21 protein-coding genes are annotated in these 22,781 nt (G+C 41.1%); 11 read left to right on the top strand and 10 right to left on the bottom strand.

Going from position 1 to position 22,781, the window contains the following annotated elements:
* Nucleotides 1-24 precede the first annotated feature (24 nt).
* Entirely contained in the window at nucleotides 25-222 is a 198-nt protein-coding gene (locus tag EO132_RS19585) for a hypothetical protein (RefSeq protein ID WP_127137733.1), read from the bottom strand.
* Between the two features lie 120 nt (nucleotides 223-342).
* Here EO132_RS19585 and EO132_RS10145 point away from each other — a divergent pair, with 120 nt between their 5' ends.
* Nucleotides 343-1,626 carry a D-alanyl-D-alanine carboxypeptidase gene (locus EO132_RS10145; RefSeq protein ID WP_127137732.1) on the top strand — a complete coding sequence of 428 codons (1,284 nt, stop codon included), beginning with the start codon at nucleotides 343-345 and terminating at the stop codon, nucleotides 1,624-1,626.
* Here EO132_RS10145 and EO132_RS10140 read toward each other — a convergent pair.
* Nucleotides 1,620-2,207, bottom strand: a complete 588-nt coding sequence (locus EO132_RS10140; protein WP_127137731.1) for an NUDIX domain-containing protein — start codon at nucleotides 2,205-2,207, stop codon at nucleotides 1,620-1,622. The two genes, EO132_RS10145 and EO132_RS10140, sit on opposite strands and share 7 nt — an antisense overlap.
* A gap of 73 nt (nucleotides 2,208-2,280) precedes the next feature.
* Between EO132_RS10140 and EO132_RS10135 the strand changes: the two genes are divergently transcribed.
* Nucleotides 2,281-3,837 carry a M81 family metallopeptidase gene (locus EO132_RS10135; protein WP_127137730.1) on the top strand — a complete coding sequence of 519 codons (1,557 nt, stop codon included), beginning with the start codon at nucleotides 2,281-2,283 and terminating at the stop codon, nucleotides 3,835-3,837.
* Here EO132_RS10135 and EO132_RS10130 read toward each other — a convergent pair.
* The 5 genes from EO132_RS10130 to EO132_RS10110 form a co-directional block, all read right to left on the bottom strand.
* Nucleotides 3,834-4,487, bottom strand: coding sequence for a DUF2461 domain-containing protein (locus EO132_RS10130; protein WP_127138007.1), 654 nt, complete (start codon nucleotides 4,485-4,487; stop codon nucleotides 3,834-3,836). The two genes, EO132_RS10135 and EO132_RS10130, sit on opposite strands and share 4 nt — an antisense overlap.
* A 263-nt stretch (nucleotides 4,488-4,750) precedes the next feature.
* Nucleotides 4,751-5,551 carry a TIGR00266 family protein gene (locus tag EO132_RS10125; protein ID WP_127137729.1) on the bottom strand — a complete coding sequence of 267 codons (801 nt, stop codon included), beginning with the start codon at nucleotides 5,549-5,551 and terminating at the stop codon, nucleotides 4,751-4,753.
* Nucleotides 5,552-5,610: 59 nt separating this feature from the next.
* Nucleotides 5,611-6,156 carry a hypothetical protein gene (locus tag EO132_RS10120; protein ID WP_127137728.1) on the bottom strand — a complete coding sequence of 182 codons (546 nt, stop codon included), beginning with the start codon at nucleotides 6,154-6,156 and terminating at the stop codon, nucleotides 5,611-5,613.
* A 134-nt stretch (nucleotides 6,157-6,290) separates the two neighbouring features.
* A complete protein-coding gene (locus EO132_RS10115) occupies nucleotides 6,291-7,430 on the bottom strand; it encodes a glycosyltransferase family 4 protein (RefSeq protein ID WP_127137727.1) in 1,140 nt (379 codons plus the stop codon).
* 79 nt (nucleotides 7,431-7,509) lie between these two features.
* Nucleotides 7,510-7,965: a DUF4442 domain-containing protein gene (locus tag EO132_RS10110; protein WP_127137726.1), complete on the bottom strand. Its 456-nt coding sequence runs from the start codon at nucleotides 7,963-7,965 to the stop codon at nucleotides 7,510-7,512.
* Nucleotides 7,966-8,134: 169 nt separating this feature from the next.
* On the opposite strand from EO132_RS10110, the gene EO132_RS10105 reads away from it, so the two are divergent.
* The 8 genes from EO132_RS10105 (at nucleotide 8,135) to EO132_RS10070 (ending at nucleotide 16,032) form a co-directional block, all read left to right on the top strand.
* Nucleotides 8,135-8,617: a DUF4870 domain-containing protein gene (locus EO132_RS10105; protein WP_127137725.1), complete on the top strand. Its 483-nt coding sequence runs from the start codon at nucleotides 8,135-8,137 to the stop codon at nucleotides 8,615-8,617.
* Nucleotides 8,617-9,411, top strand: coding sequence for a nuclear transport factor 2 family protein (locus EO132_RS10100; RefSeq protein ID WP_127137724.1), 795 nt, complete (start codon nucleotides 8,617-8,619; stop codon nucleotides 9,409-9,411). Before EO132_RS10105 ends, EO132_RS10100 begins: the two co-directional genes overlap by 1 nt.
* Before the next feature lie 245 nt (nucleotides 9,412-9,656).
* Nucleotides 9,657-9,986 carry a PadR family transcriptional regulator gene (locus tag EO132_RS10095; protein WP_127137723.1) on the top strand — a complete coding sequence of 110 codons (330 nt, stop codon included), beginning with the start codon at nucleotides 9,657-9,659 and terminating at the stop codon, nucleotides 9,984-9,986.
* 9 nt (nucleotides 9,987-9,995) lie between these two features.
* Nucleotides 9,996-11,741, top strand: coding sequence for a PspC domain-containing protein (locus EO132_RS10090; RefSeq protein ID WP_127137722.1), 1,746 nt, complete (start codon nucleotides 9,996-9,998; stop codon nucleotides 11,739-11,741).
* Between the two features lie 129 nt (nucleotides 11,742-11,870).
* Nucleotides 11,871-12,593 (top strand): head GIN domain-containing protein, encoded by a 723-nt coding sequence (locus EO132_RS10085; protein ID WP_127137721.1) that lies wholly within the window; start codon nucleotides 11,871-11,873, stop codon nucleotides 12,591-12,593.
* Between the two features lie 108 nt (nucleotides 12,594-12,701).
* Entirely contained in the window at nucleotides 12,702-13,712 is a 1,011-nt protein-coding gene (locus tag EO132_RS10080; RefSeq protein WP_127137720.1) for a dipeptide epimerase, read from the top strand.
* Nucleotides 13,712-14,758, top strand: a complete 1,047-nt coding sequence (locus EO132_RS10075) for a PLP-dependent aminotransferase family protein (RefSeq protein WP_127137719.1) — start codon at nucleotides 13,712-13,714, stop codon at nucleotides 14,756-14,758. The genes EO132_RS10080 and EO132_RS10075 overlap by 1 nt, the downstream gene beginning before the upstream one ends.
* A gap of 68 nt (nucleotides 14,759-14,826) precedes the next feature.
* Entirely contained in the window at nucleotides 14,827-16,032 is a 1,206-nt protein-coding gene (locus EO132_RS10070) for a C40 family peptidase (protein WP_127137718.1), read from the top strand.
* Between the two features lie 75 nt (nucleotides 16,033-16,107).
* Here EO132_RS10070 and EO132_RS10065 read toward each other — a convergent pair whose 3' ends face one another.
* Nucleotides 16,108-17,589 (bottom strand): SusD/RagB family nutrient-binding outer membrane lipoprotein, encoded by a 1,482-nt coding sequence (locus EO132_RS10065; RefSeq protein ID WP_127137717.1) that lies wholly within the window; start codon nucleotides 17,587-17,589, stop codon nucleotides 16,108-16,110.
* A 10-nt stretch (nucleotides 17,590-17,599) separates the two neighbouring features.
* Nucleotides 17,600-20,722 (bottom strand): SusC/RagA family TonB-linked outer membrane protein, encoded by a 3,123-nt coding sequence (locus tag EO132_RS10060; RefSeq protein ID WP_127137716.1) that lies wholly within the window; start codon nucleotides 20,720-20,722, stop codon nucleotides 17,600-17,602.
* Between the two features lie 295 nt (nucleotides 20,723-21,017).
* On the opposite strand from EO132_RS10060, the gene EO132_RS10055 reads away from it, so the two are divergent.
* Nucleotides 21,018-21,461 (top strand): hypothetical protein, encoded by a 444-nt coding sequence (locus EO132_RS10055; protein WP_127137715.1) that lies wholly within the window; start codon nucleotides 21,018-21,020, stop codon nucleotides 21,459-21,461.
* Nucleotides 21,462-21,525: 64 nt separating this feature from the next.
* Here the strand turns inward: EO132_RS10055 and trxB are convergent, their stop codons facing one another.
* Nucleotides 21,526-22,494, bottom strand: coding sequence for a thioredoxin-disulfide reductase (trxB, locus tag EO132_RS10050; protein WP_127137714.1), 969 nt, complete (start codon nucleotides 22,492-22,494; stop codon nucleotides 21,526-21,528).
* Nucleotides 22,495-22,781: the final 287 nt, after the last annotated feature.

Genomic DNA, 22,781 nt, shown 5'->3' with positions numbered 1-22,781 from the left:
TTTTCAGCGGCTCTCGTTAGTGTTTTAAACTTTTAATAATAACAATGTTGGTTGTAATTCTGGTTTATCCACAATATAAAATTGCAACCAGATTTTCAATTCCTCCACTTCATTGGGTAACAATCTAGAAATTGCTTTCTGAAGTTCCCTAGTGAAGAGTTTAGCATCAAAACTCACCTTTTGAAGGATTGTTTTGGTGTAATCTAACATAGCTCTAGGCATATCAATTTGATTAAATTGGATAAATAGGTTGTGTCCTAAATTACTAAAAAAGGGGGTTAAAAAAGCTAACTTCCAGTTAAAAAATGAATATATTGCTGTTAAAATCGACCAACTGCACACATGTACCAACCACAAAAAACACCCCATAAATCACTCATTTTCAACTGCTTTTTAGTTTTATTCCTACTGTCTGGATGTACTTCCATCAAAAAAACGATACACGCTAACATTCGCGCCGATAAGCTGCAAAATTCTTTTCATGGTCTGGTCATTATCGATGCCAATACGCAAAAAGAAATCTATAATCAGAATGGGAACAAATACTTTACACCGGCCAGCAACACGAAGATTGTAACCTTCTATACAAGCCTAAAATTACTCCCCAAAAACATCCTTACTTTAAATTATAAGGTAGCTAATGACACCATTTTTATAGAAGGAACTGGCGACCCCTCTTGGCTGCATCCTTATTTTAAGGATAGTACGGCCATAAATTGGTTGAAAAATCAGGAAACCATAGCATTGTATACCCAGAATCATGACGAACGAAGGTATGGACCAGGATGGGCATGGGAAGACTACGACACCTATTTTTCTCCTGAGAAATCCACTTTGCCACTTTACGGCAATGTGGTTACAATGTCCAATGTTGAAGGTTTGAAGGTTTCTCCTGAAATTTTCCAAAATCAAACTAAAGAAAAAGATACCACGATACAACGAGTTGAGTTCCACAATCAGTTTTACATTGCTCCAACGGAACAGGATACTTTGGAGGTACCTTATGTAACCAGTGATAGTTTGACTAAACAATTATTGGAAATAGCGACGGGAAAAGAGGTTTTATTGACCAATCATTACCCTGATGGCGAAAAACAGACCTTGTATGGCATGGAGACCGACTCCATTTACAAACGCATGCTATTGAAAAGCGATAACTTTTTGGCCGAGCAATTGTTACTGACCGCTTCAGGAATGGTTTCTGACACCTTGAGCACTGCAAATGCCATCGATTTCATGTTGGACAACCATCTAAATGACCTAGAACACCAACCACGTTGGGTAGATGGTTCAGGACTCTCCCGATACAATCTATTTACACCAAAGTCTTTTGTCCAGATTCTTCAAAAGTTGTACAAAGAAGTCCCTGAAGAGCGATTGTTTGCCATTTTTCCGATGTGGGGACCGGATAGTACCGTAGAGCAATGGGAAGACCCAAGTACCAAGCCTTTCCTTTTTGCTAAATCAGGGTCTGTAGGGAACAATTATAATTTGAGTGGCTTCGTGAAGACCAAATCAGGGAAGCTGCTCATCTTTAGCTTTATGAACAACCATTTCAAGGTATCCTCTTTGGAAATTAGGCAAACGATGTACGCAACATTAAAAAATCTCTACGAAAACTACTGACCAAAAATTCCCTGAACTTGGGCATATTGCAGTAACATGATGGTTTTGGCGTCTTTGATTTCCCCAGACTCCATCATGGCAATGGCTTTTTCAAAATCCAGTTCCAACACCTCAATGTTCTCGGTTTCATCTTCAGCACCACCGCCTTCGCTAATCTTCATGCCATCTTCATAGGCCCCGATAAAAAAGTGAAGGATCTCGGTAACCGAACCAGGGGACATATAGGATTCAAATACCTTTTTTACTTTGTCAATTTTATAACCGGTCTCCTCCTCTACTTCCATTTTAATCGTTTCTTCAGCATTGCCCTTTTCCAAAAGTCCCGCGCACACCTCAATCATCATTCCATCCTCATTGCCATTCACGTAGGTGGGCATGCGAAACTGCTTGGTAAGTACCACCTTGCCTTTTTCAATATTATAGAGTAGAATCGCGGCACCATTGCCCCTATCGTAGGCTTCACGGGTCTGTTTTTCCCAAACACCATCATCACGTAAATATTCAAAAGTGATTTTTTCAAGGGAATACCAATTGTCCGATAGCAGTTCCCGCTGCATGTTTCTGATTCTGTCGTTAGCCAAAATGAATAAGTTTTTTTAAATATAAAGGTTATGCCGATATTTATGGATGATGAAACCAACCAAATAAATTGACATGCGTACCCCTTTACTTTATCTATTCATTTTCGCCTTATTGATAGGTTGTGAAAAGAACACCGAAAAAAAATTACCCAGAATTGCCATTGCGGGGCTGGGGATTGAATCCAGTACATTTTCGCCCGCCCTTACCCATGAAGAAGCTTTTCATCCCAAAATAGGGGATTCCATATTTAACCGCTACCCATTTATGGAGGCAGATTCTTCCTTGAGACAACGGGCCGAATGGGTTCCCACTTTAGTGGGAAAATCGCTGCCAGGAGGTACCGTTACCCGTGAAGCTTATGAGTCCTTGGTGAACAAAACATTGACCATGTTAGAAGAAAACATGCCTTACGACGGGCTTTTCTTTGATATTCACGGCGCCATGAGCGTTGTGGGCTTGGACGACCCCGAGGGTGACCTCATCAAAAGAATACGCGAAGTGGTAGGGACCGATGTGTTGATATCCACTTCGATGGACTTGCACGGCAATGTTTCCAAACGATTGGCACAACACTCCGATTTGATTACTTGTTATCGCATGGCTCCGCACGAAGATGCTATTGAGTCGAAAAAGCGAGCTGTTGAAAACTTGGTATCCCGATTGGAAAGCGGAAAAGGTAAACCTACATATAAAGCATGGGTTCCAGTACCCATTCTGTTACCCGGCGAAAAAACAAGTACAAGAGTGGAACCTGGAAAAAGTCTATACGCCCAAGTCCCCGAAGTGGAACAAAAGGAAGGTGTTATCGATGCAGCCATTTGGATTGGCTACGCGTGGGCCGATGAACCAAGAAACCACGCTGTGGTCATGGTAACGGGAGATGATAAGGAACAGGTTACCGAAGGCGCGGAAAAACTGGCCGATAGTTTTTGGGATGTCCGAGAGGAATTTGAGTTCGTAGCCCCAACAAAATCATACGAAGAAGCATTGGAACTTGCACTTGCCAGTGATAAGAAACCTTTTATGTTGAGTGATATGGGTGATAATCCCACAGCAGGGGGTGCTGGCGATGTTACTTGGACCTTGACGGAACTGTTGAAACGTGAAGAGTTCCACACACCGCATGGCAAATCTTTGATTTACGCTTCCATTCCGGGACCTGAATTGATAGAAGAAGCCGTAAAAGTAGGAGTTGGTGGAGAAGTCAGTGCACCCGTGGGCGCAGAAATCGATGACCGTTATGCTCCTCCGCTACAATTGACGGGAGAAGTGACCGCTATAAAACATGGCGATGTTCATGCGGAGACCGAGGTTGTAGTAAAAGTGGACAATGCCCATGTTATCGTGACCAAAAAAAGGAAGCCGTATCACAGAAAATCTGATTTTACCAATTTGGGGCTGACCCCTAGTGAAACAGACATCATTGTGGTTAAAATTGGCTATTTGGTGCCCGAACTCTACAATATGCGCGGGGACTGGATTATGGCGCTGACCCCTGGGGGCGTAGACCAAGACTTAGAGCGTTTGGGCCATAAAAGAATCATTAGGCCCATGTTTCCCTATGATGAAGACATGGAACGTCCAGACCTATCGGCTCGTTTGATAACGGCTTCAGACAAGCTGGACTAAACGGTTACCGCTTGGTTCAAATATTGACGAAAAGGAAGCATTTCCTTGTAAACTTCAACGATTTTTTCCTTGAAATCATCGCTGAGGACATCCTTCTTGGTCAAGCCATATTCGACCGCGAACGTTTTGTTACGTAGCAATTCAATATGTGGATGGTCATTGGAAAATCCTTTGGGCGATGACACCAGTTTTTCGTCTTCATATAAACCACCGAACATTTTTTTGAAAGACGGCTTATCAAGAATCGCCTGCAATTCCTCTCCATTATAATCGATGGCATCACGGATACTACGAAGGGTTTTGGAATCCGGTCGCCAGCGACCGCCGGCCAGCAGACAATGTTTTAGACCTATTTCGATATAAAAATCGGCGGAGTTGGGCGCTTTGTCCAATCCAGCACCAAAATGATCTTTATAAATGGGCTTGTTGGGATGGAACATCAAATTATTGTTGATTCGGTTGATGCCTTTTTTGCCCGGTGTTGGGTAATAGTCATCATGGAGTTGCGCCATTGTCATATCCAAATCATCCAGCCAAGTGATGAAATCGTTACGGAGGGATTTGTACCATTTACGGTTCGCATCCATCCATTCCTTGTTATTGTTTTGCTGCAATTCTTCCAGAAAGTGGAACAGGTCGTTGAAATTCATAGGCACAAAAGAAGTGATTTTTTCAGAAATCAGATGTCCGATTTTTGGATGGTTGGAATCTTGGAATTTGTTACTTGTCATTCCGCACCTGATGCGGAATCCATTTTTTGATGAGATGCTGAAACAAGTTCAGCATGACGTTTATCAATCATCTTTGAGCTGAGTCATTTTAATCATGGCTCAGTGAGAATAGATTCTTCACTCCGTTCAGAATGACATTGAGCCTCGGCTTTCCTAACTCCTAACTCCTAACTCCTAAAATATTAAAACCTGTTATCCCCATCCAGCAAATCACCAAGGCCGCCCAAGATACTCCCTTCCCCCTTGTCTTTTCCGCCACCACGAGGAGCAGCGGCCCAGACACGGCTGGCCAATCTACTGAACGGAAGGGATTGAATATACACGGTTCCAGGACCGCGAAGCGTAGCGAAGAACAGTCCTTCCCCTCCAAATACGGAATTTCGAATGCCGCCTATAAATTCAATGTTATAATCCACGGTATGGGAAAAACCAACGATACACCCCGTATCCACTCTCAAGGTCTCGCCGGGAGCCAATGTCTTCTTGGCCATGGTTCCACCGGCATGTACAAAGGCCATTCCATCTCCTTCCAATTTCTGCATGATAAAGCCTTCACCACCAAAGAAACCACGTCCCAAGCGTTTGGAAAATTCAATACCAACGGAAACGCCTTTGGCAGCACATAAGAACGCATCTTTTTGGCAGATAAACTTCCCTCCTTTTTCAGATAGGTCAATGGGAACAATTTTACCCGGATAGGGAGAAGCAAAGCTTACCTGCTTTTTTCCTTGGCCAATGTTCAGGAAAGCGGTCATAAAAAGGCTCTCCCCAGTGAGCAATCGCTTACCTGCGGAGAATACCTTTCCCAAAACACTGGTATCTTGGTTGGAACCGTCTCCGAAGATAGTGTCCATTTTAATATCCTCGTCCATCATCATAAAAGTGCCTGCTTCAGCTACAACAGCTTCTTGAGGGTCCAGTTCTATTTCCACATATTGCATTTCTTCGCCGTAAATGTGGTAGTCGATTTCGTGTGCGTTCATTTTTGATGTTTTTTGATTTCTATTTATACGTTGGAGAATTCAGAATTTTGTTACAATTATTAGTGACACATTTCTAATGCCCTTTTGATCTCTTTTTCAAAACCTTCTTCTTTAATAGGTAATTCTAATAAAATTAATTCTTTGTCAAAATCATATCCACGATTAGGTCCAGTCGAACCTCCATTTTTTGTGGGATTAATTTCGATACGTTTTTTGTTTCTGGAGATTAATATCATTTTTGAATCTTGCATCTGCTTTTTAATCGACTTTCTACCAGTGAGTTTGGCAACAACATCAATTGTACTAGACTTCTCAAAATTTACTACACCCCACCTCGATTTATCCAAGTGCTCCAAAACAAGCCTAACAAGTTGATATTGTTCGCCACTTTCTTTTTCAATTTTACTTATGATGTTAGAATGAACTCCTGGACCATTTTTTAAAGTATGTATGGTGGTTACTAAAAAACAATCAGGATACTCAACAACATTAGCTCGTTGCCATTTGGATAAACCTTTGATTTTGAAGTTTATCTTGAGTTTAAGGTTTCGAAAAAATTGATTGACCTTAATCTTATATATAATTCTACGAGTCTTCCAATCCATTTACCTTTCACCCTTTACCAACATTATCCCTTTACCTTCACCGTCAACTCAAAATGAAAGGTGGAAACATTAGTTACATAAATCCATCAACTCACTTATTATTGTGAACTTATTTAAGTAAATTATGATAATTTTTATTTCTTCTCATCTGACAAAACTGTTTTGTACAAATTCAAAGTTTTATCCGCTACCTTGTTTATAGTAAAATTCTCTTTTGCAAAAACATATGCGTTCTTGGCCATTTCTTTGCGCTTTTCTTCATCAGAATATAACTCTATTATTCGTTCTTTCAATGAGTTCGAATCATCAAAATCGATAATATACCCCGTTTTACCATTTATAATTTGATCGTACGCCCCTTCTGCCCTTGTTCTAATGAAAGGAACCTTACAAAGCATAGCTTCCAATACGGAAACTGGAAAACCCTCTTTATATGATGTTAAAATACCTAAGTCCGAAGCAAACAGAAGGTCTTGTGAGTTGATATGACCAAGTAAAAGTATATTATTCCTTAACCCTAAATTCTCAATATAATGTGTTAAATCTGTTTTCAACGATCCTTCACCTCCCAAAAGTAAGATTGAATTATTTTTAATCTCTTCGGGTAACATGTCGTAGGCTTCAATTGCTGTTTTGTGCCCTTTAATACCTTCAAGTCTTGCTAATTTTGAAATAACAAATTTGTATGGTTCAACCTTCAACCTTTTACGCGCTTGTTGTTTTTCAATCAAACTAGGTGGATAGAAAATGTTTTCATCTGCTCCGTTAAAAATCATTTCAATCCGATTATCAGACAAACCAAATTTGTCCACCATAAATTCTTTTGTCTCTGTACTGATTGTAATGACCCTATTTCCCCAAAATGACACCACCTTATAAAAAAAGCTTGATGGGATTTTATTAAGATGTATTGTTGTAACAAATGGTATATTCAAGAAATACTTAACAAGTTGCGCATATAGACTGACAGAGCGCCAATGTACATGAATAATATCGGGGTCAATTTCTTTAACTGTATTGATGAACCCTTTTATGATGAAAGGTATTTTTAAAAATCCCTTCGCCCCAGTTCTTAGGTAATCCAACTCAATAAATTCTATTCCTGCTTCGCGATAATATTCTTTTGTGAAAAGATGACTCCCTTTGACGCCTCCGCAAATAATTGTTGTTTTCCACCCTCGTTCTTTATAAATCTTTCCCAATGAATACATTATTGCAGATACTCCGCCTGAATCTATATATTTAGCTAAAAAAATTACTTTTTGCGATTCCATTTTGACACTTGCTTATTTTATTATTTTATATTTAAATACTACCAACAAATCGAGAAATATGAGATGATGGATAATGATATTATCTTTTCAACTTCACCGTCCACTCAAAGTGAAAGGTGGATACCTCTACCCCATCTTGGTTGACCCCCACGGCTTTCATCCAACAGGTTTGTCCCTCTCCCGTTTCAACGGTCTTTTTTATCGCATCGGCAATCAGTTTGCCATCCTCACAGGTAAAATTGATTCTCCCCGTAGCCTTTTTGGTAAAGGTGGCTTTGTTGTTCGCTACCAGCATCGACACTTTTTTGCCGCTTTTCTGGATTTCGTTCATGACCAACGCGCCTGTACTCAGTTCGGCGGCCATCCCTTGAACGGCCCAAAACATGGATTTAAACGGATTTTGATTCCTCCATTGATGCTTTACCGTGGTTATCGCCTTTTTTTCATCAATATATTTGAGTCGTACCCCGCACCACCATGCCGAAGGGAGCTTCATAAAAGTGAACATATTGATTTTACTGGGTGTAAGTGCCATATTGTTTATTTAAGTCTGCCTAAAAATAGGTAAAAAGATGGTATTCAATATTGTTAATTTTTTGTTAAATCATAGTACTTTGTTTTGCATAGTACCATCTTTTGGATATATATTTGCATCGTAAGCTAATAGGTTAACCCTTTTACAATCAAAAAACATCAATCAGAAAATGGCAACTACCATCACCAAACACGAACGAAATTTATCCGCGATTATCCACGCGTCCATGTTCTCGAAGTACTTTATCCCGTTTGGGAATTTTATACTTCCGTTGATTCTATGGACCGCCAACAAAAAAGAGCATGCGTTTGTCGATTACAACGGCAAACAGGCTCTTAATTTTCAAATTAGTATGTTGCTTTACTCCATCGTGGCAGGTTTGGTCACCATCCCTTTCTTTATTGGATTTTGGCCAGACTTGTTCGATTGGAACTTTTTCGGGTTCCACGGGTTGAGCGACCTTAACAACTTAAATATCCATATCGATAGCGACGACTTTAGGTTTGGAAGATTATTCTGGCCTGTTGGTATCTCAGGTTTTTTACAAGTGGCGCTTGGCATTGTGAACATTGTTTTCACTATTCTGGCCACTATCCGAACGAATGAGGGAGAATATTTTAAATATCCATTCACAATAAAATTCATCAAATAATGAAGAGTTTCGGATACATATTTGGATTTTTCGCCCTGATTCTAACCAATTCAGTCAGTGGGCAAATAGCAAAGGGTTCAGAATTATACAGAACATTGAAATCCAAGGATAGTTTATTGTTCGATGCCGCATTCAACCGATGTGATGTGGAAACAATGGAGTCGTTGTTTACAGAAGATTTCGAGTTCTATCATGATAAAGGAGGTTTTACCGACGGAAGGGAAGATTTTTTGAAGCCGACCAGAGAAAACTGTGAAAAAATAGACCCAAATGCGCCACAGTATTCAAAAAGAATATTGATTGATGGAAGCCTTGAAGTCTACCCCCTTAAAAAGGATGGAGAAATCTACGGGGCCATTCAACATGGGGTGCACAGGTTTGAATTTCTGAATGACAAGAACGAATACCAAAAAGGGGATATCGCCAAATTTACCCACGTGTGGACGCTAGTCGATGGTAAATGGAAGATAAAAAGGGAGTTGAGTTATGACCACCATTTGATGAAAAATGAAGAAACTTCCAAGGTAATTACTGTAGCAGAAGAAATATTGGACGCCTATGAGGGAAACTATACATCTCCTCAAGTTGGTAATGTTCAAATCAAAAAAGACAATGGTATGCTTCTGTTGGTTACGGAGAAAATGCAGGCGACGCTCTTCGCAAAAACAGCGGATACCTTTATTATGAAAGAACGACCTGTACAATTTAAATTTATCATATCGGGCGATGGAGGTGTTGAAAAAATGCAAATCATCGAAAACGACAAAGTGGTGGATGAAGCGCTACGGAAATAAAATCAATCATTAATCATAAAAGGAGCTTAATCACCTCCAACATCATCATCAATCAAAGAAAAAGGAGTTTAACCATCAATCAAAAAACGAAACAAACAATCATCAATCAAAGAACCGTTTCCACTCCCCTGCCCAATTCAGGGGAATGGAGTGGAAACGTAACCAAACAAAGTTTGGAAGAACAAAAAACGAACTGTTAATCAGATGCCGAACCCAGTTCAGCATAAATTTAGAACCATGAAATTATGAACATAGAAAACACAAAAGCACAAATGCGCAAGGGGGTTCTAGAGTATTGCATTTTGTCCATTCTCAGGGATGACGACAAATATGCCTCAGAAATTCTGGAAGCCTTGAAAGACGCAAAGATGTTAGTAGTGGAAGGTACCATATACCCTTTGCTCACAAGGCTTAAGAACGCAGGATTGCTCAACTACCGTTGGGAAGAATCCACATCGGGACCTCCCCGCAAATATTACGCGCTCACCGAAACAGGCCAGTTGTTCCTCAACGAACTCAACGGCACCTGGGACGAACTAAGAAATGCAGTCAATCTGGTAACCAACGCAAAATAGAATCAAAAAATGAACAAGACAGTAAATATAAATCTAGCAAATACGCTCTTCCATATAGACGATGATGCGTATAATAAGCTGAGACGTTACCTGGAGTCCATAAAACGCTCCTTTGCAGGTACTAAGGGAAGCGACGAGATCATTGCCGATATCGAGGCCAGGATCGCCGAGCTCTTTCTCGAAAAAATGGAGAACGAACGCCAAGTGATCACCCATAAAGAGGTAGATCAGGTAATCGATGTGATGGGGCAACCCGAAGATTACATGGTGGACGAAGATATTTTTGAGGACGAACCCAAAAAGAGCTACGCCGAACCTACTGCCAGTAAGGCAAAAAAACTGTACAGGGACATCGACCACAAATATATTGGTGGTGTCTGCGCAGGTTTAGAACATTATTTGGGTATCGATGCCCTTTGGGTAAGGCTCATTTTTATCCTATTGGCCGTATTCACCAGTGGTTTTGGACTTATCGCTTATATCCTACTTTGGATATTGGTTCCCGAGGCCGCCACAACCTCCCAAAAATTGGATATGCGGGGGGAGCCCGTCAACATCAGCAATATAGAACGCAAAGTTAAAGAGGGGTTTGATGATGTTGCCGAAAAAGTGAAAAATGTTGACTACGATAAAGTGGGCAACAAGGTCAAAAGCAGCTCCAAGACCTTTTTTGATACCATCGGGGACATTATCCTGTTCCTGTTCAAGATATTCGGGAAGTTTATCGGCATTATTCTAGTGCTGGTCGGTGCCGCAAACCTGATCGCGCTATTTATTGCAATCGTTACCGTTGGTGCTTTTGATGCTTCAAATTTCCCTATTATTGATGTGTACAACACCATCATTGAAGCTGGGATAATTCCAGTATGGGCCACATTGTTATTTGGCTTCTTTACCTTGGGAATCCCATTCTTCTTTGTAATGTACTTGGGATTGAAGATTTTGGTGACCAACCTCAAGTCCATCGGGAATATTGCGAAATTTTCCTTATTGGGTCTTTGGTTAATCTCCATAGGAGCATTGATTGCCCTTGGCATAAAGCAAGCTGCTGAATTCTCCTATACCGGAAGCGTGAACGACAGAACAGAACTGGCGTTGGAAATTCCTTCCGATACTTTAGTGGTTACCATGAAGGATGGAGACATGGACTATGACCGAGGCGACATTCATTTTGGAAGAATGACCTTTGGGTACGACGATAACGATGACCGTATTCTTATGTCCGATGAAGTTGACATCAAAATACGAAAGTCGGATACAGACTCTGTCAGCATCAACATTAGAAGAGATGCGGATGGAAACTCTATGCCAGCAGCACGTGACCGAGCCAGAAACATCGAATATGACTATACGGTTGATGGCAATGAAATTGTATTGGACAAATATTTGACTACAGATACATCGAACAAAGCCAGAAACCAAGAAGTGACCATAACCATTTATGTTCCAGAATCCATGACGGTATATTTTGATGACTCCACAACCAGATACATTGGTAGGGGAATTGACAATGACCAAGGTTTTTACAGAAGCGGCATGGCAGGTCAATACTGGTTGATGAGTGACGACGGGGAATTGCAATGTTTGGATTGTCCAGAAGATGATGAGGAGGAAGAGGAATCTGAAGGCAATGGCAAGATCATCATCAATGAAGATGGCATCGATATTGACATCAAAGACGACCAGGATTCCTTTGAAATGAGAATCAATGAGGATGGGGTAAAAGTTAAAGCTGGAGAAAAAAGTAACAATTGAGTCCCGTAATTCGTCAATTCAGTATATCATTATTTAAAACACATATATAAAAACAGACATTTGAACTGATTTCAATATCAGTAGTCAACAAATCATTTTTCAAAATCAATCAATAGTAAAACAACAATCATGACAACACTAGCAAGATTAGCAATCGCCGCACTCTTATCCCTCTTTGCATCCTCATGCATGATGGATATGAACTTCGGCAACGGAAAAACGGGCAACGGCGAAGTCGTAGAAGAAAGCCGCGATGTAAAAGAAACTTTTGACATCGTATCGGCCTCTGAAGGAATCGACGTATTCGTGACACAAGGGTCCGACTTCAATATTACCGTGGAGGCCGACGAGAACATCATTGACCTTATTGGAACGGATGTTAAAGATGGTAGACTTAAAATCCATGCGATTGAGAACATTGGAAGAGCCACCAAAAACGTATATGTGACCTTACCAGAGATCACGGCTTTGGAAAGTTCCAGCGGTGCTGACCTTATTGCTCAAAATGTGGTCAAGGCAGAAAACATTGAACTGGATGCCAGTAGCGGGGCCGACCTTCGTGTAGAGGTTATGGCAGGCGAAGTTTCTGCCGATGCCAGCAGCGGTGCCGATATCAAGGTATCCGGACAGGCCGAAGCACTTTTTGCCGACGCTAGTAGCGGTTCGGACATCAAAGCACAAGACCTTATGGTAAAAAGATGTAACGCTGATGCCAGTAGTGGTGCCGATATCTCCGTGAATGTTTCGGAGTCTTTGGTAGCCGATGCCAGCAGCGGAGCGGATATCAAATACACTGGCGACGCCAGCGTAGAGACCAAAAAATCCGTTTCGGGAAGCGTACGCAAGTATTAATCCAATTCCCTTTAAATATGCAAAGGCCCGCTGAGTTTTCAGTGGGCTTTTGTCTTTAATATCTATGCCCAAAGCACTATCTTAGCAAGATACAATACCTAACTAACTATGCAGATAGCGCTCAAAAAATACACGCTTCAATTAGCCCACACCTTTACTATTTCCAGAGAATCCCGAGACGAACAAGACACCTTGATCGTTTGCCTCTCGTTGGATGGAAAAACAGGGTATGGTGAAGCCACCTCCAATCCTTATTATAAAATTACCATCGAGGGAATGATGGCCGAAATAGAGGCCGTCAGAGACCAAATTGAAGGATACGATTTTGACACTCCGGAAAACTTTTATAGGTTTTTAGAATCACTTGACCTCCACAAATTCACGCTTTGTGCTTTGGATTTGGCCGCAAATGACTTGTATGGCAAATTAAAGGGCAAACCGCTCTACGAACTTTGGGGTACCTCTGCAGAAAAGTATCCGAAAACAAACTATACCATAGGTATAGATACGGTTGAAAAAATGGTGGCCAAGCTCCAAGAAAAGCCTTGGCCCTTATACAAAATCAAGTTGGGAACCCCTGATGATGTTGCCATAGTCAGGGAACTTCGAAAACATACGGACAGTGTCTTCAGGATTGATGCCAACTGTGCTTGGAGCCCCGAGGAAACCATTGAAAATGCCCCTCAGCTCAAAGAACTTGGCGTAGAGTTCCTCGAGCAACCCCTGAAAGCGGATAATTGGGATGGAATGTCACTGGTAAAGGAGCAATCCGTTCTTCCTGTTATTGCCGACGAAAGTTGTATTATAGAAAGTGATGTGGAACAATGCGGACCCTATTTTCACGGCATCAACATTAAACTGACCAAGTGTGGGGGGCTTACCCCTGCCCGTCGCATGATCAAAAAAGGGCGGGAACTGGGGTTACAACTTATGGTAGGTTGTATGACGGAATCCACCGTAGGCATTTCCGCCATTTCACAACTGTTGCCCCAATTGGACTATGTGGATATGGACGGAGCCATGCTTTTAAAAGGCGATATAGCAAAGGGCGTCGAGATTTTGGATAATGGCGAGGTCATTTTTCCAAGATTGCCCGGTAGCGGAATAGAATTGCTCTGATGGCTTACCCGATCCAAAGCATACCCGATAGAGAGATTTTAGTTGATGGCAAACCTCATTTATACTTTGGGGGCACGGCCTATTTAGGACTGCAGAATTATGCTCCCTTCAAGGAATTGTATCTGAGCAATGTTTCCAAGTACGGAATGCACTACGGCGCCTCTCGAAAATCGAATGTGGCTTTGGATATCTATGGAGCCACCGAAAGGTATTTGGCCCAATGGGTCGGCAGTGAAAGTTGTTTGACGATGTCCAGTGGTTATTTGTCCGCTCAACTCATTGTTCAACACCTAATGGAGCAAGGGCACACCATTATTGCCGCACCCAATGCACACACCGCACTTTGCATCAATGGAGTAATTATAACATCTAGTTTTAATGAATTGGAACAACAAGTGTCCGAAGAAATCGATAGAAATCAATTACTGCCCGTTGTCCTTTTTGATACCATTGATTTTTCAGCCCAGCAGTTTCCAAAGTTTGATGGGCTACGAAACCTTCCTTTGGAAAAGATCATTTTAATTGGTGATGATTCGCATGGGATGGGCATTGTAGGAGACAATGGCCGTGGCTGTTATAGCATGCTCAAAACTCTTCAACCCGCCAAACTTATGGTTTGCTGTTCGCTGGGCAAGGCATTGGGCATACAGGCGGGAGCCATTTTTGGAGATGCGGACGACATCAGCATGTTGGAATCCACTCCCTTTTATGGAGGTGCCAGTCCAGCTTCGCCCGCATTCATGGCCACGATATTGGATGCTAAGGAAATATATTCGAATCGTCTGGAAATTCTCAAAACCAATTACCACTATTTCAAAACACAATTGAAAAATGCATCATTCTTTACCCATATGGAAGGGCATCCGACCTTTGAATTTCAAAATACAGAGGTCGCTTCTGCTTTAAACGAAGATGGTATCATCTTTACTAATTTTAATTATCCTGATGAGAATGGACCTATTGTCAGCCGTATCGTTTTGAGTGCCTATCATACCAAGGAGGATATTCAAACATTGGCCAATAAGTTAAATGCCCTATTGGATTAATCCGTATATCTTAGTAATTGGTTATTTTGCAAACATTAACTCAACTCAAACCTTATAAAAATCATTTTATGAAATTTCCATCCTTACGAAAAAGTGGATTATGCTTTTTCGCACTGCTTGCCATCATTTTTTCTGCTTGCAAAACTGAAAAAGGCACAGAAACTCCCAATAAAGTCGATGAAATTATTTCTTCCGTCAAGGAAACGTATGCCCCCGATAAACGTGTGGCCCTTTTCGATATTGAATCAAAAGAGGATGCCTCTGGCTACATTGTAACAGGGAAAACCAATTTGCCCGAAGCGCTCAATGCCCTTCAGGAAGAGCTGGAATCACAACAAATCGTATTTAAGGATAGTATTGAAGTACTTCCAGAGGCTGATTTGGAAGGGAAAATTTATGGTATCATCAAGCTTTCGGTGGCCAATTTAAGGTCCAACCCATCACATTCTGCAGAAATGGTCACTCAAGGGACCATGGGAATGCCTGTAAATGTGTATCAAAAGGAAAGAAGCTGGTATCAAATCCAAACCCCTGACCACTATTTGGGCTGGGTGGACAGCGGAGGTGTAGCTTTGATGACCAAAGATGAATTTGATGCATGGCAAGCTTCGGAAAAGTTGATCTATACCAAAACTTATGGCCACTCTTTCATGGATGCTGATGAATCGTCCCAAGTCGTTTCGGACCTTGTAGCGGGGAGTATTTTGAGTTTGGCCTCTGATGAAGGCTCTTTTTATGAAGTAGCATATCCTGATGGAAAAAGTGCCTTTGTTCCCAAGGCAGAGGCAACTCCGTATTCAGATTGGAAATCATCTTTGGCCTTTTCCAAGGAATCATTAGTGGAAACCTCCAAAACCATGATGGGAGTTCCCTATATGTGGGGAGGAACCTCCACAAAAGGGGTGGATTGTAGTGGGTTTACCAAAACCGTGTACTTTATGAACGGTATGATCATACCACGGGATGCCTCCCAACAAATCCACGAAGGAACTCTTGTCGACGATTCCAAAGAATTTGACAAACTGGTACCTGGCGATTTGCTCTTCTTTGGAAGAAAAGCCACCGAAACAAGCCCCGAGCGCGTTATACATGTGGGCATGTGGATTGGAAACAACGAATTCATCCATTCAGCTGGAAATGTCCACATCAGTAGTATGGACAAAAACGCTGAAAATTTTGATGAGTACAATTATAACCGTTACCTGCGAACCAAGCGTATTCTAAACGAGACCGATGAAGGACTTATCTATTTGACGAAAAGTGAAGTTTTTTAAGTTTAGGAAAAGTACTTGCAAAAATAAAGGCCATCCTATTGGATGGCCTTTTATTATTACCGGTTATTTTCTTGTTTATTGATCCCACCAAACCGGAACTACTGGCTCTTCTTGATTTTCCAAAACATTGGCTTCATTTCTGTTCAATTCCGTTGAAGGGTAGTTTGCTCTTCTAAACCATTGCCCTGGAAATTCAGTGTCAGCGCTTTCCTCTTCGCTTCTGATTTCCAGTCCAGTAAACACATCATCTGAAAAATCATACCTCCTGTAATCGACAAATGTCTCTGGATTCAAGAAGTTATGTATGTATTTTTCCTTCATGATATGGTGAAGACTCAGGGATGACTCCCCTACTCCAACTGCTCCATCAGCCATATAGTCCGTTCCATCCACTCCATACATATCCATACTCGCAGCGATGCCTTCCATATAAGCTGTATAGGCTTCAGTGTTGGAACCAACACTTGTAGTAGTGCCTCCATTGGCTAAAAATGCTGCTTCTGCTTTGATAAACAATACTTCTGCATAAGTAATCAACATCAATGGTGAATCTATACTGGTATAAAAGCCATCTGCTCTAAACCTGGCATTGGCATCCGTCCCATCCGGTGCTATACCTCCGCCTCCACTGACAAAACCTTTATATTCTGCCTCGTCATCGTTTTCCGCAAACAATGGCAATCTTGGATCTATATCCACTAGTCCATCCTGAAAAGGGTAATAATCCCCGTTCATAGAACTAACCAATTGACTAGCAATGTCGTTGCTCAAGTTTCCTGTGCTACGTGCCAAAATTTCGGCAGAATACCATGGGTTTATGTTCTTTTCATCGTAGTACATAGCAAAATTATCGTCGTTGGACGTAAATCCATTTTCCACTGTAGCCAAAACATCAGATGGGGAAACGACTCCTTTATTTACTAGATGCAATTGGTAACGGGCCTTTAAAGAATAGGCCGCCCTCAACCATTTGTCAACATCTCCTCCGTAGATTAAATCAGAAGAACCCAATTCGAACCCGGAATCATCCGCTCCATTCAATTTTGCTATTGCTCCATCCAATAGACTGAAAACTTCTGTGTAAATGGATTCCTGTGTATCAAAAGTGGGGAAATTATTATCCGGTCCACCACTTGCATCCGAATATGGAATATTATCCCAAGTATCCGTTGCTATTCCAATATTGGCGGCAATTAAAATATCTGCAACCGCATCAATATGGTTAGCTCCTGTTTCTGCTGCCTTGTCTTTTACCACTTCCAGATTGGGTAGTACATAAAGGTACACCTGACTCCATAGTCCGCTTGCCGATGTTTGTCCGGCAGCACCGCCACCGGTAGTCACAAAATTCTGTACATAATTACCAAATGAAAGTTCTGCTGAACGTTGCCCCTCCAAGGTGCTGTGCATTACAGGCGCCATAAGATCCTGCATTCTCAATTCTTCCACAGTAGCCGTATTGGATGGAGTATTTACATCGAAATAATCATCGCTGCATGCTACAAAAATCATTGTAACACATAACATAAAAACTCTAACTCTATTTATTCTTTTCATAATTTCTTTTTTAAAATGCAATGTTCAATCCAAATGAATAGCTTTGAGCCAATGGAATGTTTAATCCCGTGAAACCATATACGTTGCTTCCTGCACTGTATTGGTTTCCTTCAGGGTCATAACCGTCAAAAGGTGTCCAAAGCAAAATATTGTTTGCACTTGCTGACACACTTACTTTATCCAAACTAAAACTTCTTGTCAGCTTAGCCGGAAAATCATAAGACAGCGCAATGTTCCTAATCTTTAACCAAGATGCATCTTGCACCAAAATTTCGGATGCACGATTGTAAACACTGGAATTTCGGTAGTAGTTCTGATCGATTAATGCCTCAGTGGTATTTGGGACAAACCCGCCATTTCCATCATCCATGACACCATCCAAAACCACATTTACATCTCTTTGCAAAGTGCTTTCCAAAATACCATTTCTTATTGAGTTTCTCTGTCCAGAATCATAAAGATCACCGCCTTCTTTCCATTCCAAGAGGAAATTCAGACCAATTCCTTTATACCTTAAGTTACTTCCTACGGATGCTATAAAGTCTGGGAATGCATTCCCAACAACTACTCTCTCATCCAAATTAATAGTAGGATAGCCGTCAGGGCCGATATATCTTTCTCCATTTTCATATACCCATTTATATCCATAAAGATTTCCCATTTTGTCTCCGGCTCTTACCTCTGAGGTAACTCCCGCAAAACCTGAGTCTGCAAAAATAATAGCTTCAATATCTTCAGGGATTTCCAAGACTTCTCCTTCGCTGGTAGACCAGTTAAAAATCAACTCCCATCGTAAATCCTGGTTTCTAATTATATCTGCACTCAACAGCAGTTCATGACCAAAAACCTTGTAATCACCCGCATTTCTGGTAATACCTGAAAGTCCGGATGAATATGCCGTGCCCACAGTGAAAATTTGATCTTTTACACGTGTATTATAATAGGCATAATCCAATCGGATACGACTATCCAAGAATCTTAGGTCCGCGCCAAATTCTGTGGATTGGTTTCTCTCTGGTTTGATCTCCGAGTCTCCCAATAGGGTACTCCTGCGATATCCTCCAACACCTCCGAAGGGGAAATCCCCATCGACCACAAAATATTGGCCCACATCCCCAAAACCAGGCCCTTTTCCGACTTCGGCCCAAGATGCCCTTAGTTTACCAAATGAAAAAACATCGTTTTCACCAAATAAATCGGAAACATCATAAGCCAAACTAACTGATGGATAAAAGAACGATCTATTTTCTTTAGGCAATGTGGAAATCCAGTCATTCCTACCTGTTAGAGTTAAGAACAACTTATCTTTATATCCAAACTTGGCCTCACCAAAAACACCTACTGTCCTGTTTTGTACTATGGTTTTGGTAATGAAAAAATTAGTTGTGTTTCCAATTTCATTTACGCCGGGAACATTAAGTCCTTCCCCCCTTGCTTCCAAATAGCTTCTTTTTGAATCTGAAAGTTGATGACCAACGGTAAAATCCGTTGTGAAATCATCTGTCCATTCCTTATTGAATGCCATTAGAAAATTGGATTCCAATCCAGTAAAATTTATATTTTGCTCCAAAATAAATCCACCTACTTGAGAACCTCCGTCCAAATCAGGTCCAACATAACGATTCCTTGCATCGGAATAATTATCAATTTGGGCAGCATACGTTATTGTTAACCAATCTTTTGGAGTCCATGTAAGAGTTGTATTTCCAATCCATCGATTGACATCATCCTCTAAATTACTGGTTTCCATAAGATACCTAGGGTTGTCAATTATTCCAAAAGAATAATCCCTTTCACTTCCATCGGGATTCATGTAATCATTGATCGGGAAGGTTCCAGAATAATATGATAATGCACTCATCACAGATTTGTCACCACCATTGGCCCTTCTACCACCGGAATTTGTGAAGGCAACCGATCCATCCAGAGTGAAATTATCAGTTACCTTATACCCGGCTTTCAACCGGAAGTTTGTTTTTTTATAATCCGTATTGGGCAAGACCCCTTGTTCTGAATTATTTCCCATAGAGAAGTAGTAGTCTAAGCGTTCACCTGCACCACTTAAACTCATGTTAAGTTGAGAATTGAATCCTGTTCTAAAAATATCGTAAGGGCTGTAGAACCTATCATTGGTAAGGTCAACAATGTTTCCTTCCCCTAGATCAAAGGAATCCAATGCATACTCAGGTCCCCATGAATAAAAAGACGTAGCAGCCTGAACCCTATTGAACCCCGTATCGGACTCTGGATCGTACAAGGTGCGTGGCTCTCCATTGAACCCTTCCCTATATGTGGTTTGTAAAGGAGGGGTGGTCTTCACATCCCTGAATGTTGTAGATGCAGTAATATTGATCTTAGCCTTGCCTTTCTTTCCTTTCTTTGTAGTAATCACAATAGCACCATTAGACGCTCGAACACCATAAAGGGCCGTAGCTGCAGCACCTTTTAATATATTGAAGCTTTCTATATCCTCTGGATTTAAATCCATAGCCCGGTTAGAAAACGCAAACTGTTCAGAACTATTGGGTGAATTAGACCCTGCACTTGGCCTTACTTCACCTGCAAAAGTATCGTTATTCAAAGCTAAACCGTCCACAATAATCAAGGGCTGGTTACTTCTATTAGGGTTAATAGAGGTTACCCCCCTGATCAAAATATCCACACCGCCACCAGATGTTCCTGAAGAACGATTGATCTGAACCCCGGCCACACGCCCCTGTAAGCTTTCAATGGGGTTGGCTTGTCCTGCAAGGTTCAAATCCTCTGTATTTACTTTGGAAACAGAATACCCTAAAGATTTCTGTTTTTGCTCCACACCAAATGCGGTTACCACAACTTCATCCAATTGTGTTGAATCTTCTTCCAAGACAACGTCGATTGTAGTCTCAGATCCTACGGTTACCTCTTTTGGCTTCATCCCTATATAAGAAAACTTAAGGATTTGCCCATTGGAGGCATTAATGGAATAATTTCCATCAAAATCTGTAGTTGTCCCGATGTTCGTGCCACTCACTACAATGGTCACTCCAGGCAATGGTGCACCCGACGCATCGGACACTGTACCTGTAATGGTCTGACCAAACGCAGCAACACAAAAAAACACTGCAATAAATGTCAAATAAATGTTTCTCATTACTTAAGTTTGTGTTAATACACCTGAAATTTGTCCAATTTTTTTTACAAATCAAACATTTAATCAAAAAAATGTTTGATTCTTAAAAATTAACGCAATACAGTTAATTATTGTCAACAATAACCTCCCATGTTCAAATAAATTGATTTCAGAGTGTCTCTAGAGCTCCCTACGTGAGCTACATTTCCAGTTTAACAATTGCGTATATGTTAAATTTTAGGGTGTAAAAATTTGATTTGATCAATTTTTATTGGTATATTTTAAATATCTTTTAACACTTCTAAAGTAGGGCATTATGAAAAAATCAGTTTTACTTTTCTCTCTCGTTTTTGTTTTCTTAATGGCAGGAAGCTTTACGGAGCACAACCCAACAAAGCCAAGCATTAATGGCACTTGGGAATTACAGAGTTTTTACAATTATGACGGGGAAAATGTCATAGATACCATTGAAAAATCGGATGGATACAGACAAGTTAAAATGTATTCCAAGGAAAAAATCATGTGGACCCGATATGTACCGGACGACCCTAATGGAAGATTCGGATATGGTTCCTACAGGGTAACGGACAACTCATTGATAGAGGTAATCGAATATGGTGATGACAATATGATGAAAGCACTGGACACCATGCGGAACTTTACATTTGAGCTTGTGCTTAAAGAAGATACATTCAGTCAAATAACGGTTGATGCCGATGGAAACCGGACTTTTTCAGAAAATTACAAGCGGATTGATTAAATTGCAATCAACAAAAAAGGCACTGAAATTTCAGTGCCTTTTTTGTTTTCCATGGTTGTTATGGTTATGAAGCCAACATTTCTTCACTCTCAACCGAAGCTAGATAGCGCTCTGCATCCAAAGCGGCCATACAGCCCGTTCCAGCAGCAGTAACTGCCTGTCGGTAAATTTTGTCTTGGGCATCACCACTGGCAAAAACACCGGGTTTGTTTGTTTTGGTGGACTTAGGTTGTGTAATAATGTAACCTGTTTCGTCCATGTCCAACTGTCCTTTAAACACATCGGTATTGGGTTTATGCCCAATCGCAATGAACAATCCGGTAACGGGAATATCCTCTTTTTCCCCAGTCTGGTTGTTCACAGCCCGTATACCTTCTACTACTTGGTCCCCCAGTACTTCTTCAACTTCAGTGTTGTACTTGATCTCAATATTGTCAATGCTATTCACTCTATGTTGCATCGCTTTTGAAGCTCTCATGTAGTCCTTACGAACCAACATGGTCACCTTGTTACATATATTCGCTAGGTATGATGCCTCTTCGGCAGCGGTATCCCCTGCTCCAACAATGGCCACATCCTGACCTTTGTAGAAAAATCCATCACAAACAGCACAGGCAGACACACCGCCTCCTCTAAGACGCTGTTCACTTGGTATATTCAAATATTTGGCAGAAGCTCCTGTAGAAATAATCACGGTTTCAGCTTCCAATTCAATTGTCTCATCCACAGTTACCTTGTGTTTTCCACCTACTTCATCGCTCAATTCCACGGCGGTTACCATTCCTATGCGCACTTCGGTACCAAATCGTTCCGCTTGTTGCTGCAATTGCATCATCATGGCCGGTCCATCAATACCTTCGGGATACCCTGGGAAGTTATCCACTTCGGTTGTTGTTGTCAACTGCCCGCCAGGTTCCATTCCCGTATATAAAACTGGTTTTAAATCTGCTCTTGCTGCATAAATGGCCGCAGTATAGCCTGCAGGTCCTGATCCAATAATCAATGTTTTGATTCTTTCCACTTGTTCTGACATAAATCTTCTACTGAAATGTTACATTACAAAAGTAGGTTTTTTGTCCAAAAACTTACACCCTCAACATTTCTGGTTTTCTTAAAAGATGTGAACAATTGTGAATGATTGACGGCGAGAAAAGGGTCAAAATAAAAAAGAGCCGTTAAAAACGGCCCTTTTCCGAAAAAGTAGGTCAAATTTATGGGAACATAATTTGATCTTAGAGAACCGTTACAACCAAGGGGCTCAACCTCAAAAACCCCTTGGAGCAACGTAAACCTTAATTGTAAATAAGATATTTGGTAAAG

Origin of the sequence: Flagellimonas oceanensis, from assembly GCF_003992595.1 — a bacterium.
GTDB lineage: Bacteria > Bacteroidota > Bacteroidia > Flavobacteriales > Flavobacteriaceae > Flagellimonas > Flagellimonas oceanensis.
Note: the sequence above shows the minus strand (reverse complement) of the source record. Positions and strands in the feature narration are given on the sequence as shown.